The sequence below is a fragment of the Tenacibaculum aquimarinum genome, assembly GCF_022478115.1.
GTDB classification, from domain to species: domain Bacteria; phylum Bacteroidota; class Bacteroidia; order Flavobacteriales; family Flavobacteriaceae; genus Polaribacter; species Polaribacter aquimarinum_A.
Window position 1 is genome coordinate 102048 of sequence record NZ_JAKGSC010000004.1, and the last position, 13420, is coordinate 115467.

Sequence of the window (13420 nt, forward strand, 5' to 3'; positions counted from 1 at the left end):
TTTAATTCTTTTCGTTTTCTAATAATTGATCTAGAGCAACAAAATCTGGTACTAAAACCTGTCTAGCTTTACTTCCTTCAAACTGACCAACAATTCCGGCAGCTTCTAATTGGTCTATAATTCTACCAGCTCTATTGTAACCCAACTTTAATTTCCTTTGCAATAAAGATGCCGAACCTTGTTGTGCTGTAACAATAACTTCTGCTGCTTCTCTAAACAATTTATCTCTGTCTGCTATGTTATTATCAAGACTTATGCCACTTTCATCATCTACGTATTCTGGTAATAAATGTGCTTCAGGATAAGCACGTTGAGAACCAATAAAATCGGTAATTCGTTCTACTTCTGGAGTATCTACAAAAGCACACTGAATTCTATTTATTTCGTTTCCAGCAGTGTATAATAAATCTCCTCGACCAATTAATTGATCTGCTCCACCAGCATCTAAAATGGTTCTACTATCAATTTTTGAAGTTACTCTAAATGCAATCCTTGCAGGGAAATTTGCTTTAATAATACCTGTAATTACATTTACCGAAGGTCTTTGCGTTGCTACAATTAAATGAATTCCAATAGCACGAGCTAACTGAGCTAAACGGGCAATGGGTGTTTCTACTTCTTTACCAGCAGTCATAATTAAATCGGCAAATTCATCAATTACTAAAACTATATAAGGTAAAAATTGATGTCCGTTTTCGGGATTTAATTTACGTGCTTTAAACTTTACATTATATTCTTTAATGTTACGAACCATTGCGTTTTTAAGCAAATCGTAACGATTATCCATTTCTATACAAAGTGAATTTAAAGTATGAACAACTTTTGTAGTATCGGTAATAATTGCATCTTCTGAATCTGGTAATTTTGCCAAATAATGACGTTCAATTTTGTTGAATAAAGTTAATTCTACTTTTTTAGGATCTACCAAAACAAACTTAACTTCCGCAGGATGTTTCTTATATAAAAGTGATGTTAAAACCGCATTTAAACCAACTGATTTTCCTTGTCCGGTAGCACCTGCCATTAATAAGTGAGGCATTTTTGCTAAATCTACCACAAAGGTTTCATTAGAAATTGTTTTACCCAAAGCAATTGGTAATTCCATAGGAGATTCTTGAAATTTCTTTGAAGAAATAACAGAATGCATTGATACAATGGTAGATTTTTTGTTAGGAACTTCGATACCAATTGTCCCTTTTCCAGGAATAGGAGCAATAATACGAATACCTAATGCCGATAAAGACAGTGCAATATCGTCTTCTAAATTTTTAATTTTTGAAATTCTAATTCCCGCTTCAGGAACAATTTCATATAAAGTAATTGTAGGTCCAACAGTAGCTTTAATTTGAGAAATACCAATTTTGTAGTTTTTAAGCGTTTCTACAATTCGGTTTTTATTAGCCTCAAGTTCTTCTGGATCAATAGAAATTGTTTCGTTGTATTCTTTTAATAAGTTGAATGTTGGGAATTTAAAATTACCAAGCTCTAAGGTTGGATCAAATTCTCCAAAATCTTTTACTATTTTTTCTGATAAATTTTCTGTTGAATGTTCTTCTTCAACAGTTTTTTCAACTGCAATTTCTACTTCTTTAGGTGTATCTTTTTCGGTAGTTTTTAATACAGGTTCTAATTCTTTTTGTAATGGTTTATCTACTTCTAAAGAAATTGAATTTGTTTCTGTTTTTGTAGATACATCTGAATGTTTACTTATTGTTGGTTGTAAATTTTCTACAGATAACTCAAAACCAGATTTTTCTGTTGTTATTTGCTGCTTCTTTTCTTCGTTTTCTGATTCGTCAGAAGCTTTTTCCGTTGTATTGTATTCTGCTTCCTGTTGTTCTTTAGTAATTGCGTTTTCCCTTTTTTCTTTCAACTTATTACTAATTAATTCAGGGGTAATTTTAAAACGCATTACTAAATAGGCAATAAAAAAGAAACCTAGCAAAATTGCTAAACCTGTTTTTCCCAAAAATGCTTGTAGGTATTCATTAATTTCAAAACCTATAATTCCAGAAATAAGAGCATATTTTTTTTCAACAAAACCTAAAGTTATAGAAAGCCATAACATACTTATTAAACCCCAATTCCAAGAGGTAATTATTCGTTTTTTTTTAGTTTGTAAAAACCAATGTAAACCTGTTATAAAAAGTAAAAAAGGAATTATAAATGCACCAATTCCAAAACCTTTGTAGATAAAGAAATTACTTAGTTTTGCGCCAATTTTACCAAGTAAGTTTTTGGTTGCAATAGCTCTGTCTCCAAATTCTGTTAACGTACTTTGATCTTCTTGCCAAGAAAAGAAAAATGAAATAAAAGCAACTGTTAAAAAAACAGCAAATAATATTAGAAACGCACCAAGAATGGTTTGTGTTTGTCGGTTTTTAAAAAACTCACGAGTTTGTTTTATAAAAGACGGTTTATTACTTTTTTGCTTATTTGTACTTGTTTTCTTAGCCATTAATTTATAGAAATAATAATTCGTAAATATAGTATTTTACGCTAACAATTCGGCTATTTTTGGGAGGTAAATTATAGCAGCTATAGCTAAAGATACTAGTGCTGCAATTGCAGGAGCGCCTGCAGCAATATCTTTTATAAAACCTATTTTTTTATGATAATCTGGGTGTATAAAATCAGCAACTTTTTCCACTGCAGTATTTACCGCTTCAGCTACTAAAACTAAACCTATAACTAGTAGTTGAATCATCCATTCAATAGAAGAAATATTAAAGTAAAAACCCGCGATAATAGCTATTAAAGCAAAAAAAGATTGTGCTTTAATACTGTCTTCGGTGGTTAAAAGTAACCACATTCCGCGAAGCGCAAATTTCATGCTTCTTAATCTTCCTCTTACAAATCCGTCATTAGGATTCTTCATTTATAAAGCTTTTAATGCAGCTTCGTAATTTGGCTCATCTACAGTTTCTGTAACTTGTTCTGTATGAACTACAGTTCCGTTTTCATCAATTACAACAATAGAACGAGAGTGTAAATTAGCTAATGGACCTGTTGCAATTTCTAAACCATAATCTTTACCAAATTGTCCTGTAGCAAAATCAGATAACATTACAACGTTTTCAATTCCTTCAGCTCCACAAAAACGAGCTTGAGCAAATGGTAAGTCTCTAGAAATACATAATACTTTAGTGTTATTTAAAGAACTAGCTTCTTTATTAAAGTTTCTAACAGATGCAGCACAAGTCCCAGTGTCTAAAGATGGGAAAATGTTTAAGATTAATTTATTTCCAGCAAAATCTGCTAATGTTTTTTCAGATAAATCTACTGCAACTAGTTTAAAATCTGCTGCTTTTGTAGCTGTTTTTGGTAAGTTTCCTGAAGTTTCTATTGGGTTTCCTTTAAGTGTTATTGTTGCCATTCTATGTGTTTTTTAGAATATCAAAAGTACTTAAAAATTTTCAAAATACTACAGAATAGAACTGTTAACTGAACGCTAAAAAAAACTATCTTCGTGCTTTTAAAAATGAGCATTTAATTTTGATTTTAGCAAACTATACAAAAGAATTTAAATACAATTGGAAACTTGCAGCACCAGTAATGTTGGGTATGTTAGGGCATACTTTTGTTAGTTTTGTTGATAATATCATGGTTGGGCAATTAGGAACAGCAGAATTAGCCGCAGTTTCTTTGGGTAATAGTTTTATGTTTATAGCAATGTCTATTGGTATCGGTTTTTCTACAGCTATAACTCCATTAATTGCAGAAGCAGATTCTTCTAACAATTTTAAACAAGCAAAATCTACGTTTAAACACGGTTTATTCTTATGTACAGTTTTAGGAATTGCTATGTTTTTGGCAGTGTATTTTTCTAAACCATTACTGTATTTAATGAAACAACCAACTGAGGTTGTAGAATTAGCACTTCCGTATTTAGATTTAGTAGCTTTTTCTTTAATTCCGTTAATAGTTTTTCAGGCATTTAAACAGTTCAGTGACGGTTTGTCTATGACAAAATACCCAATGTATGCAACTATAATAGCTAATTTGGTTAATGTACTTTTAAACTACCTTTTAATTTTTGGAAAGTTTGGTTTTCCTGAATTAGGAATTGTAGGAGCAGCTTATGGAACTTTAGTTTCTAGATTTATAATGGTGCTATATTTATGGTGGTTATTGGGGAAAAAAGAACGTTCTAAAAAATTAGTTTCAGATATTAAGCTCTTTGTTTTAGATAAGCTAATGTTAAGGAAGATTATAAGTTTAGGCTTTCCTAGTGCAATGCAAATGTTTTTTGAAGTTGCAATTTTTACAGCAGCTATTTGGTTAAGTGGTTTGTTAGGTAAAAATCCACAAGCAGCTAATCAAATTGCATTAAATTTATCTTCTATGACTTTTATGGTTGCTATGGGATTAAGTGTTGCTTCTATGATTAGAGTTGGAAACCAAAAAGGATTACATAAATATAAAGAACTTCGAAGAATTGCATTTTCAATCTTTTTATTAGGAACAATTTTGGCGGTTTTATTTGCCTTACTGTTTTTTATATTTCATAAGCATTTACCTAATATTTATGTAGATTTAACAGACGTAGAAAATTATGCAGACAATATGGAAGTGGTTTCCATAGCTTCTCAATTGTTAATTGCAGCAGCATTTTTTCAAATATCAGATAGTATACAAGTTGTAGTTTTGGGAGCTTTACGTGGCTTACAAGATGTGAAAATACCAACATTGCTTACTTTTATATCGTATTGGGTAATTGGTTTTCCGGTTTCTTATTACTTTGGAAAAGAAGAAATGTATGGAAGTTTTGGGATTTGGCTTGGCTTATTAGCGGGTTTAACAACAGCTTCTATTTTATTATTTATTAGATTCAACTATTTAACAAAAAAACTTATTAAAACTAAAGACAATGGACTTACCTAAATTTTTACTGGCTGATAACAGCGATTTTCCTGAAGATATTTTTGTGTTGCATACAGAATTCCCTCGTTTTTTAATCAATTTAAAAGACGATTCTGTTGAATGGTTTGAAGATTTAACTGGAGAAAAAGAAGAAGATATTGCTACAGAATTAGCTGATTTAATGGATAAAGCTGGAGAATTTTACGATAGTGAAATGCAAGATTTGGATTAAAAAAAAGAATTATTATACTCAATAATTAAGGTTACTTTTTTTTCTCAACTAACTCTAATTGTTGAGTTTTTGCTTTTGTAGTGAAAACACCATAATTGATAAAGACATTTTTCTTTTCTATTTTATCAATTGTACCAACTGATGTGCTATCAATTAAACGAACTCTATCTCCAATTTTATAAATATAATCGGCTTTAGCTTTAGCAACTTTTGCTGCTTCAATTTTCTTTTCTTTTCTAACTTCAACAACTTTTTCTAAAACTTCTTTTTCAATTTGTTTTACGATTGCTGTTTTCTTTTGAATGGCAACTTTTTCTTGTTTCTTTTCGGTCTTTGTTTTCTTTTTTGGCGGATTCTTCTTTGTATGTTTTATTTTTTCAGAAGCAACCCACTTAAAAAACTCGGCAGAAAGTTCTTTCTTATTATTGGTTTGAAAGTATTTATGCAATAACTCATTAGTTTTTCTACCTAACGAAAGCATTTTCTGATTTGTATCATATAATTCCTGGAAACCAGAAAGTTTATCTTGAATCTTTTGTTCTTTCTCCTGTAAACTATCAATATGTTCTCTACCTTTTGTTTGTTGTTTCTCTAAGCTATCCGACCTTTTTTGTAGTTTATTACGTTCTTTTTGTAATTTAGAAATGGTTTTATCTAAACGTATTTTTTCTGTCTCAACACGCTTTTTAGCACGGTTTATTAAACTATAAGGAATTCCATTTTTTTGAGCAACTTCAAACGTAAAAGAGCTACCTGCTTGTCCAATAAACAATTTAAACAAAGGCTCTAAAGTTCGTTCATCAAACTGCATGTTTGCGTTGGTAACATTGTCCAATTCATTTGCTAACACTTTTAAATTTGCATAATGCGTTGTTATAATTCCGTAAGCTTCCTTTTGATGAAATTCTTCTAAGAAAATTTCTGCCAAAGCTCCACCTAATTCCGGATCAGAACCTGTACCAAATTCATCAATTAAAAAGAGTGTATTGTCGTTACATTTACGTAAGAAATTACGCATGTTTTTTAAACGATAACTATATGTACTTAATTGGTTTTCAATAGATTGATTGTCTCCTATGTCAGTTAGAACTGTGTTGAAAATAGTGGTAACACTACGTTCATGAACAGGAATTAATAATCCGCTTTGCAACATTACTTGCAATAATCCAATAGTTTTTAAAGTGATACTTTTACCACCAGCATTTGGACCCGAAATAACAATAATTTGTTGTTTTTCGTTAAGCTGGATTGTTTGAGGAACCGTTTGTATATTTTTCTCCTCGTTCTTTTTCCATAAAATAGGATGAAAAGCATCCTTAAAAAAGAGCTGTTTTTCTTTTGTGATTTTTGGCAATAAAGCATTAATACTTCTTGCATATTTTGCTTTTGCACCAACAACATCTAAATGTGTTAAATACGCTACATATTCTTCTAAAAGACCTACAAAAGGTCTAATTTCTTCAGATAAAGTTCGTAGAATTTTTACAATTTCTTGCTTTTCTTCATATAATAAATTCTGCAATTCTCTACCATGTTGCAAGGTTGCTTGTGGAGCAATATAAACGATATTACCAGATTTTGAAGCGCCTAATAAACTACCAGCCACTTTTCTACGATACATTGCTAAAACTGCTAAAACTCGCTGGTTATCAACTACAGATTCTTTAATGTCATCTAAATAACCGTTAGAAATACTTTTGCTTAAAGCTCTTGTAAAACTCTCAGAAATCTTTCCTCGAACTTGCCCAATATCTTTTCTAATTTGTTTTAATACTGGTGAAGCGTTATCAGTTATAATTCCATCTGCAGTAATTATTTTTTTTATTGCACTAGAAATTTCAGTAGTAAATTCAATAGATTCACTTAATAAAAATAGTGTAGGGTAGTAGTCTTTAAATTTCCTTAGGAACTTTTTTTGTTCATTTACTACTTCCGATGTTGCAGCTATTTTTAAAAAAGCATCGGTTTCTAAAAAACTATTTTCAATAGCTAATCTTTTTGTGCTTTCTGTAATATTATCAAAATTATGATTTGGTAGTCGGTTTTCATTTTCAAAAGAAGCTAGATATTCGTTTACCAAATCCAACTCAAAAAACAACTTCTTTTTATTAGTTATTGGTTGAATGTTTAAAACACTTTCTTTACCTAAACCAGAAATACAGAATTCTTCAACTTGTTGTAAAACCGTTGTAAATTCTAAATCTTGTAATGTTTTTGATGAGATGCTCAATGTTGTATATTTGAAAACGATAACAAAAGTAAAACAATGCAAATAAAAATTGCTAGTAGCTGGAATAATATTTTACAAACTGAGTTTGAAAAACCATATTTTAAGAAGTTAATTAATTTTTTAAACGATGAATACAGTAGCAGAAGCTGTTTTCCGAAGGAAGAAGATATTTTTGCCGCTTTTAATTCATGTTCTTTTGAAAATTTAAAAGTGGTTATTATTGGTCAAGATCCTTATCATGGAGAAAACCAAGCAAACGGATTGTGTTTTTCTGTTCAAGATGGAATTAAACATCCGCCTTCGTTGGTAAATATTTTTAAAGAAATTGCTACAGATATAGGAAAGGAAATTCCAGTTTCCGGAGATTTATCTTATTGGGCGCAACAAGGTGTTTTGTTATTAAATGCAACTTTAACGGTTCGTGAAAGTGAAGCGGGAAGCCATCAAAAACATGGTTGGGAAGAGTTTACAGATGCTGTAATTGCTAAAATTTCTGAAGAAAAAGAAAATGTTGTCTTTTTACTTTGGGGAAAGTTTGCAGAGAAAAAAGGAGTTTCAATTAATACTGATAAACATAGAGTTTTAAAAGCGCCACATCCATCTCCATTAGGTGCTTGGAGAGGTTGGTTTGGTTCTAAACATTTTTCTAAAACCAATACTTTTTTAAAAAATAGTCATAAAGAAATTATACAATGGTAGTTTGAGATACTAAACTGTTATTTATATATGGTAATAATATAGTGTCAAGAATGTCTTCAGTAATATCTGGGTAATTTACCGTTACTTTTTTGTCAGATTTAATCCACTTAGCTATTTTTAGTAGATTTTTTTTACTAAGCTTTTTAATTACAGGAACTCCAATTTCTTTTAAAGCTAAAGCATTGCATTGTTGTTCATACTGATTTTTCATTGGAATTACCATTAGCTTTTTTCTCAAGAACAAAGCTTCGGCAGGTGTTTCAAATCCAGCTCCACAAAGAACACCTTCGCATGTGGTAAGACTATTAATAAAACCTTTTTCGCTTACAGGTTGAATTGTAATGTTGTTTTTAAAATAATTTGTGTCTGTATGTTTGGAAAATATTTGCCACTCAATGTTTTTAAATTGAGATAAAATTTTAATTATTTTTTTATCATTATATGCAGGTAAATACACGGTGTAATGACCTTTGTTTTTTTTATTTCTATATCTTATTTCTTTTCTTAATATAGGTGTAAATATTGAAGAATTATAGGTTTTAAAATGAAAACCAAATTTTATTTTTGCGGGCGCATAGTATTTTAATATGAGTCTTTCGGGTTTTAAAAAACCATATTTTGGTGCATTTTTGTTTGTTACAGCATTTTGGTGGCTTAAAGATATTATTGGAGTATTTTTAATTTTTGAAGCCCAAGCAGTTATAGGTTCAAAATCATTGATAATTAAATCATAGTCTTTTACTGGTGTTGTTTTAATTTCTCTAATTAACTGTTTAAATTTTAATTGTTTAAAAGATTTCCAAATGTTTATGCCACCGTTTTTACCAAAAACGAAACTTAAGCCATGATATTTGTATTTAATTTTCCAAGGCAATTCTATTTCACTTTGGTAACCACTAATTAAAATATCTACTTCTGCACGTTGTTTTAGGTACGGTATAATTTCTAAGGCTCTAACAGTATGTCCATTTCCTGTACCTTGAAGCGCATATAAAATTTTCATTTCTTATTTGTTTTTTAAATTGAATTCAACTAAAAGTTCCTCAAACAACACGTTGCTATTACTTTCTGCAGAAATAGTTTCTAGGTCTTTATCATCAATATTTAAATGTGCGTTTTTTGCTATGTTGTCTTTTTCATATTCATATAAAGACCATTTTTTATTATCATATTCTAATGCAGTTAAGTTTTCTACCCAATCTCCAGAATTCAAGTAAGTAACTTCTCCTTTAGAGGTGTTTATTTTTTTGATTTCTGGTTGATGAATGTGTCCGCAAACCACATAGTCATATTTATTGTTTATTGCAATTTCAGCAGCTGTTACTTCAAAATCATTAATAAACTTTATGGCGCCTTTTACGCTGTTCTTAATTTTTTTTGAAAACGAAAACTTACTAAAACCAAGTGTTTGGCTAATAAAATTTACGAATGTGTTTATTAATATTAAAATATCATAACCGACACCACCAAGTTTAGCTAACCATTTTGAGTTTTTCATTGTAACATCAAAAACATCTCCATGAAAAATCCATACTTTTTTATTATCTAAGTTCAGTACTATTTTATTTACAATCTCAAAAGAACCTAGACGAAAACCTTTAAACTTACGTAACATTTCATCATGATTTCCTGTTACATAGTAAATTTTTGTTCCGTTGGTAAGTAGAGAAGTAAGGTGTTTTATTACTTTCATGTGGCTTTTAGGAAAGTAACGCTTGTTAAACTGCCAAATGTCTATTATATCGCCATTTAAAACCAAAGTTTTGGGGTTAATAGATTTTAAATAGTTTAGTAGTTCCGTAGCGCTACAGCCAAAAGTTCCTAGATGGACATCGGAAATAACAACAACATCTAATTTACGTTTTTTCATTTTTAAACTTTTTAAAGTTTTAAAAGGTTTAATTATAGTTAGTTATAATTTAATCAAATGTAAATATGTAATGTGTTCTTAAGTGAAAGTGAAAATAAAGAAATAGTAACCAAATGTTTAACTATTTGCAAATTCTATGTTATTAAAATGAAAAAATCCGCCTTTTAAGCGGATTTTTATTGAATTTGAATAGAGAACTATCAATGTTAATTAACTGATGCTTCTGCAACAATTATATCTTGTTGATAGTTAACTTGTTTAGTTTGCTTAGTTTTTGAAGCTAAACCACAAGGTTTAGAACTTCCGCAAGATGAAAATCCTAACATACCGATTACACAAATTGCTATAAATATAATTTTCTTCATTTCTTTAATTTTGAAAGGTCAAAAGTACATATTTTTTATGAACTCGCTAGATTTTTTCTTCTCGTCTATAACGCCAAAGTGTATCATTTTATTTTGAATGCGGCCAATTAAATTTTTACTCATCGGTTTTCCGTCATTCCATTCAGTAATTGAAAGCCATTTTTGAATGTCAACTAGTTGTTGTTCATAACGTTTAGCTAATGTTTTATCAATATTTTCTATTTTTTTAAAGTCTGTAGCACAGTTGTTTATAATATCTAAAACAGCTTTTACTTCTTCAAAATTATTTTCTAAAACTTCATTTCTTACAGCAACAACAAAACAAGACCAAGGTGTTGGGCAATCTCCTAAACGTCTAAACGTTCCGTTATCTACTAATGGTTTTGTGGTAAAATGTTCCCACATAAAATAGTCCGCTTCGCCGTTTGTAAGCGCATCAATTCCGCCCTGTAAGTTGCCAACTACTTTAAATTTAAGCTTGTCAATATCCCAACCATTGTTGTGCGCATTTACAATTGCCATTAAATGAGAACCAGATCCAAAACGGCTAATTGCTACAGTTGCATGTTCTAAATCAGATATTTTTTTAAATTTAGATTTATCGCCAACATGAATTCCCCATATTAATGGAGATTTTATGTAGGTTTGGGTAATTTTTGAAGGATTTCCATTTGCAATATCCTTAATAATTCCTTCTGTTAAAACAATGGCAATGTCAACTTCTCCAGAGCGTAATGCTTTACACATTTGTCCGGTTCCTCCGTGATAATCTGTCCAGCGAAGATTGATCCCTTTTTTGGTGTATTCTTTATTTTTTAGGGTAATGTACCAAGGATAATTAAAGTGCTCAGGTACACCACCAACTTTTAAGTTTACCATTTTACTCAACTAATTTGTCTAACGTGTATTTTATTAATTTTGCTACTACTTTACCTGGGTTTTCGCTAAAAGTTCCATTAGCTCTGTTGGCAATAATAGCATTCATTGAAACTGCATTATGTCCAAGTAATTTAGATAAACCATAAATGGCAGAAGTTTCCATTTCTAAGTTTGTAATTCTATTACTGTTAAAGTTAAAAGAATCAATTTTACTGTTTAAGTTGGCGTCTTGAAGTGGTAATCTTAAGACTCTTCCTTGTGGTCCGTAAAATCCTCCAGCTGTTGCTGTTATTCCTTTAAAAGTAATTTCTGAAGCTATTTTTTCAGCTAATTTTTCACCGTTAGCAATAACAAGTGGTTCGCATTTTTTTGAAGACCAGTTTGTATGTTTTATAAAAGCTTGTTCCATTTCTGGATGCGCAATTTCTTCAACTTGATAGGAGTGAAGCATACCATTTATGTCTAAAGCATGAGAGCTTAATAAGAAACTATCTACAGGAATATCTGTTTGTAAAGAACCAGAAGTACCAATACGTACAATATTTAAAGCTGTGTGTTTTTCTTTAATTTGACGTGTTTCTAGGTTTATATTTACTAACGCATCTAATTCATTAAGTACAATGTCTATATTATCTGGACCAATTCCGGTAGATATTACTGATAAACGTTTGCCTTTATAAGTTCCTGTGGTTGTTTTAAACTCTCTTTTTTGAGTTGTAAAATCTATTGAATCAAAATGAGCAGTAACTTTATCTACTCTGTCTTGATCTCCAACAAAAATAATGTCTGTTGAAATGTCTTCTGGAAGAAGGTTTAAATGATAAATACTTCCGTTAGGATTAAGTATTAATTCAGAATGTTTAATATTCATTAAGAGGTAATTTTCAGCAACTTACCTGTATTGTTTGTTTGCAGGAAGTTGTATTTTTTTGAACCACCAAGATACGAAAAATCTGAACGAATATGAGCGTAAAAATTCATTTGATTAAATAACACTTTTCTACCCATTTTACTAAGTTTTACAGGGTTAAATGAAGTGAAAAGCCTTTTCATTTCGTTTAAGTTATTATTGTACTGTATATCTCCAAAACCGTAATTTTCTTGATTTTTCAATAAATTTTGAATAAGCTCTTCTTTGCTTGAAAATTCATTTTGTTTTACGGTTTGTAATATTGAGTTTTCAATAATATTTAAGCCATTTTCAATAGAAGGAAAACGTAATAAGTGTGCTTTTATAGCATCTGCTAAATAAGAAAATGGAGACATTGGATTGAATTGATGCACTGTTTCTAAGCGCAATGGACTGTCAGAACAATATAATTGCCAAATATAATCGGCATATTCAATATCATCTTGTGTTAGAGTTGCTCTATTTTTAAAATGTAGTTGTATTTGCTCTTCATTTAATTGAGGTAAATTATACATTTTGTTTGTATTGTCTAACTTTCCGCTAGTTACTAAAGATATCTTGTAACCTTGCCTGTGTTTTTTTAACCAGCTAATTACTGCAAGCATGTTTACTTGACAAAATAAGTCAGATTCAAACCACAACACAATTTCGTCTTGTTGTTTGTGTTTACAGAGGTTTCTGTATTCCTTTAGCGTATAATCTATAAATTTTTTCTTACTTATTTTGTAAGACGATTTTAAAAAATCGAAACGTGTTTTCCAAAAGGTTTCACTACCTACATCTGTTAATGTTTGTCCTTCACATAGCATTTCTCGCCATGTAATATAATTGCCATTAAAATTTAAATTTTGAAGATGTTTTGTGGTGTAATCACCATTTGTAATGTGTAAAAAATGGGGTTTCATTATGTGAAAGAATTATTAATTCTGTAGTCAAATAACGTAAAAATAATTATGATATTATAAAAATAAAATAATTTTTATGAATATCTTATTAAAGAGACTGAAGTATTGTGGTATGTGTAAAAGATAATTTATCCACCCACACGTTTTACCTTAAAACCTTTATCTTTTAAAAGCTGCATAATTTGTGTTCGATAATCTCCTTGAATAATTATTTTTTCATCTTTAAAACTTCCGCCAACGCTTAGCATTTTTTTAATCTCTTTGGCTAGTTTTTTAAAGTCTTGGGTTGCACCATTATATCCTTCTAAAATAGTAATGGGTTTTCCTTTTCTTTTTTCGTATTTACAAATAATAGGTTCGTCTTGAAGCCAAATGTCAGATTTCTCTTTTATAGGTTCTGCACTTTCTTCGTGCTCTGGAAACAAGTTTTTAAGTTGATCTTTTAAATCCATATTTGTGAATTATCA

General features: G+C 30.1%; 14 protein-coding genes. 3 read left to right on the forward strand and 11 right to left on the reverse strand.

The window, feature by feature from the left end; translation table 11 throughout:
• Window position 1: 1 nt before the first annotated feature.
• Genes L1S33_RS10140 through tpx form a run of 3 tightly spaced genes read right to left on the reverse strand, consistent with a single transcriptional unit; the run spans window position 2 to window position 3376 of the window.
• Window positions 2-2458, reverse strand: a complete 2457-nt coding sequence (locus tag L1S33_RS10140; protein WP_240562247.1) for a DNA translocase FtsK — start codon at window positions 2456-2458, stop codon at window positions 2-4.
• Window positions 2459-2494: 36 nt separating this feature from the next.
• Window positions 2495-2878, reverse strand: coding sequence for a diacylglycerol kinase family protein (locus L1S33_RS10145; protein ID WP_240562248.1), 384 nt, complete (start codon window positions 2876-2878; stop codon window positions 2495-2497).
• Window positions 2879-3376 carry a thiol peroxidase gene (gene tpx, locus L1S33_RS10150; protein WP_240562249.1) on the reverse strand — a complete coding sequence of 166 codons (498 nt, stop codon included), beginning with the start codon at window positions 3374-3376 and terminating at the stop codon, window positions 2879-2881.
• A 119-nt stretch (window positions 3377-3495) separates the two neighbouring features.
• On the opposite strand from tpx, the gene L1S33_RS10155 reads away from it, so the two are divergent.
• Both L1S33_RS10155 and L1S33_RS10160 read left to right on the forward strand, forming a co-directional pair.
• Window positions 3496-4884, forward strand: a complete 1389-nt coding sequence (locus L1S33_RS10155) for an MATE family efflux transporter (protein ID WP_240562250.1) — start codon at window positions 3496-3498, stop codon at window positions 4882-4884.
• The gene (locus L1S33_RS10160) at window positions 4871-5095 is read left to right on the forward strand and encodes a hypothetical protein (protein WP_240552068.1); all 225 of its coding nucleotides are present in this window, start codon (window positions 4871-4873) and stop codon (window positions 5093-5095) included. The genes L1S33_RS10155 and L1S33_RS10160 overlap by 14 nt, the downstream gene beginning before the upstream one ends.
• A 31-nt stretch (window positions 5096-5126) precedes the next feature.
• Here the strand turns inward: L1S33_RS10160 and L1S33_RS10165 are convergent, their stop codons facing one another.
• A complete protein-coding gene (locus tag L1S33_RS10165; protein WP_240562251.1) occupies window positions 5127-7325 on the reverse strand; it encodes an endonuclease MutS2 in 2199 nt (732 codons plus the stop codon).
• Between the two features lie 36 nt (window positions 7326-7361).
• Here L1S33_RS10165 and ung point away from each other — a divergent pair, with 36 nt between their 5' ends.
• Window positions 7362-8024: a uracil-DNA glycosylase gene (ung, locus tag L1S33_RS10170; RefSeq protein WP_240562252.1), complete on the forward strand. Its 663-nt coding sequence runs from the start codon at window positions 7362-7364 to the stop codon at window positions 8022-8024.
• Here the strand turns inward: ung and L1S33_RS10175 are convergent.
• The 7 genes from L1S33_RS10175 to L1S33_RS10205 all read right to left on the reverse strand — a co-directional run bounded on the left by L1S33_RS10175 (window position 8011) and on the right by L1S33_RS10205 (window position 13405).
• On the reverse strand, window positions 8011-9027 hold the full coding sequence (locus tag L1S33_RS10175) for a glycosyltransferase family protein (protein WP_240562253.1): 1017 nt from the start codon (window positions 9025-9027) through the stop codon (window positions 8011-8013). The two genes, ung and L1S33_RS10175, sit on opposite strands and share 14 nt — an antisense overlap.
• A gap of 3 nt (window positions 9028-9030) precedes the next feature.
• Entirely contained in the window at window positions 9031-9894 is an 864-nt protein-coding gene (locus L1S33_RS10180) for a UDP-2,3-diacylglucosamine diphosphatase (protein ID WP_240552073.1), read from the reverse strand.
• A gap of 206 nt (window positions 9895-10100) precedes the next feature.
• Complete coding sequence (locus L1S33_RS10185; RefSeq protein ID WP_240552074.1) at window positions 10101-10259, reverse strand: hypothetical protein; 159 nt, start codon at window positions 10257-10259, stop codon at window positions 10101-10103.
• Between the two features lie 18 nt (window positions 10260-10277).
• Window positions 10278-11138, reverse strand: a complete 861-nt coding sequence (locus L1S33_RS10190; RefSeq protein ID WP_240552075.1) for a substrate-binding domain-containing protein — start codon at window positions 11136-11138, stop codon at window positions 10278-10280.
• A gap of 1 nt (window position 11139) precedes the next feature.
• Window positions 11140-12009, reverse strand: coding sequence for a nucleoside phosphorylase (locus tag L1S33_RS10195; RefSeq protein ID WP_240562254.1), 870 nt, complete (start codon window positions 12007-12009; stop codon window positions 11140-11142).
• On the reverse strand, window positions 12009-12953 hold the full coding sequence (locus L1S33_RS10200; protein ID WP_240562255.1) for a DUF1835 domain-containing protein: 945 nt from the start codon (window positions 12951-12953) through the stop codon (window positions 12009-12011). Before L1S33_RS10200 ends, L1S33_RS10195 begins: the two co-directional genes overlap by 1 nt.
• A 128-nt stretch (window positions 12954-13081) precedes the next feature.
• The gene (locus L1S33_RS10205; RefSeq protein ID WP_240562256.1) at window positions 13082-13405 is read right to left on the reverse strand and encodes a translation initiation factor; all 324 of its coding nucleotides are present in this window, start codon (window positions 13403-13405) and stop codon (window positions 13082-13084) included.
• Between the last annotated feature and the right edge of the window lie 15 nt (window positions 13406-13420).

Coding starts and splice junctions, on each gene's coding strand:
- L1S33_RS10185 (WP_240552074.1), bottom strand. CDS start 10,259: ATGAAGAAAATTATATTTATAGCAATTTGTGTAATCGGTATGTTAGGA.
- L1S33_RS10205 (WP_240562256.1), bottom strand. CDS start 13,405: ATGGATTTAAAAGATCAACTTAAAAACTTGTTTCCAGAGCACGAAGAA.
- ung (WP_240562252.1), top strand. CDS start 7,362: ATGCAAATAAAAATTGCTAGTAGCTGGAATAATATTTTACAAACTGAG.
- L1S33_RS10190 (WP_240552075.1), bottom strand. CDS start 11,138: ATGGTAAACTTAAAAGTTGGTGGTGTACCTGAGCACTTTAATTATCCT.
- L1S33_RS10195 (WP_240562254.1), bottom strand. CDS start 12,009: ATGAATATTAAACATTCTGAATTAATACTTAATCCTAACGGAAGTATT.
- tpx (WP_240562249.1), bottom strand. CDS start 3,376: ATGGCAACAATAACACTTAAAGGAAACCCAATAGAAACTTCAGGAAAC.
- L1S33_RS10200 (WP_240562255.1), bottom strand. CDS start 12,953: ATGAAACCCCATTTTTTACACATTACAAATGGTGATTACACCACAAAA.
- L1S33_RS10180 (WP_240552073.1), bottom strand. CDS start 9,894: ATGAAAAAACGTAAATTAGATGTTGTTGTTATTTCCGATGTCCATCTA.
- L1S33_RS10160 (WP_240552068.1), top strand. CDS start 4,871: ATGGACTTACCTAAATTTTTACTGGCTGATAACAGCGATTTTCCTGAA.
- L1S33_RS10175 (WP_240562253.1), bottom strand. CDS start 9,027: ATGAAAATTTTATATGCGCTTCAAGGTACAGGAAATGGACATACTGTT.
- L1S33_RS10145 (WP_240562248.1), bottom strand. CDS start 2,878: ATGAAGAATCCTAATGACGGATTTGTAAGAGGAAGATTAAGAAGCATG.
- L1S33_RS10140 (WP_240562247.1), bottom strand. CDS start 2,458: ATGGCTAAGAAAACAAGTACAAATAAGCAAAAAAGTAATAAACCGTCT.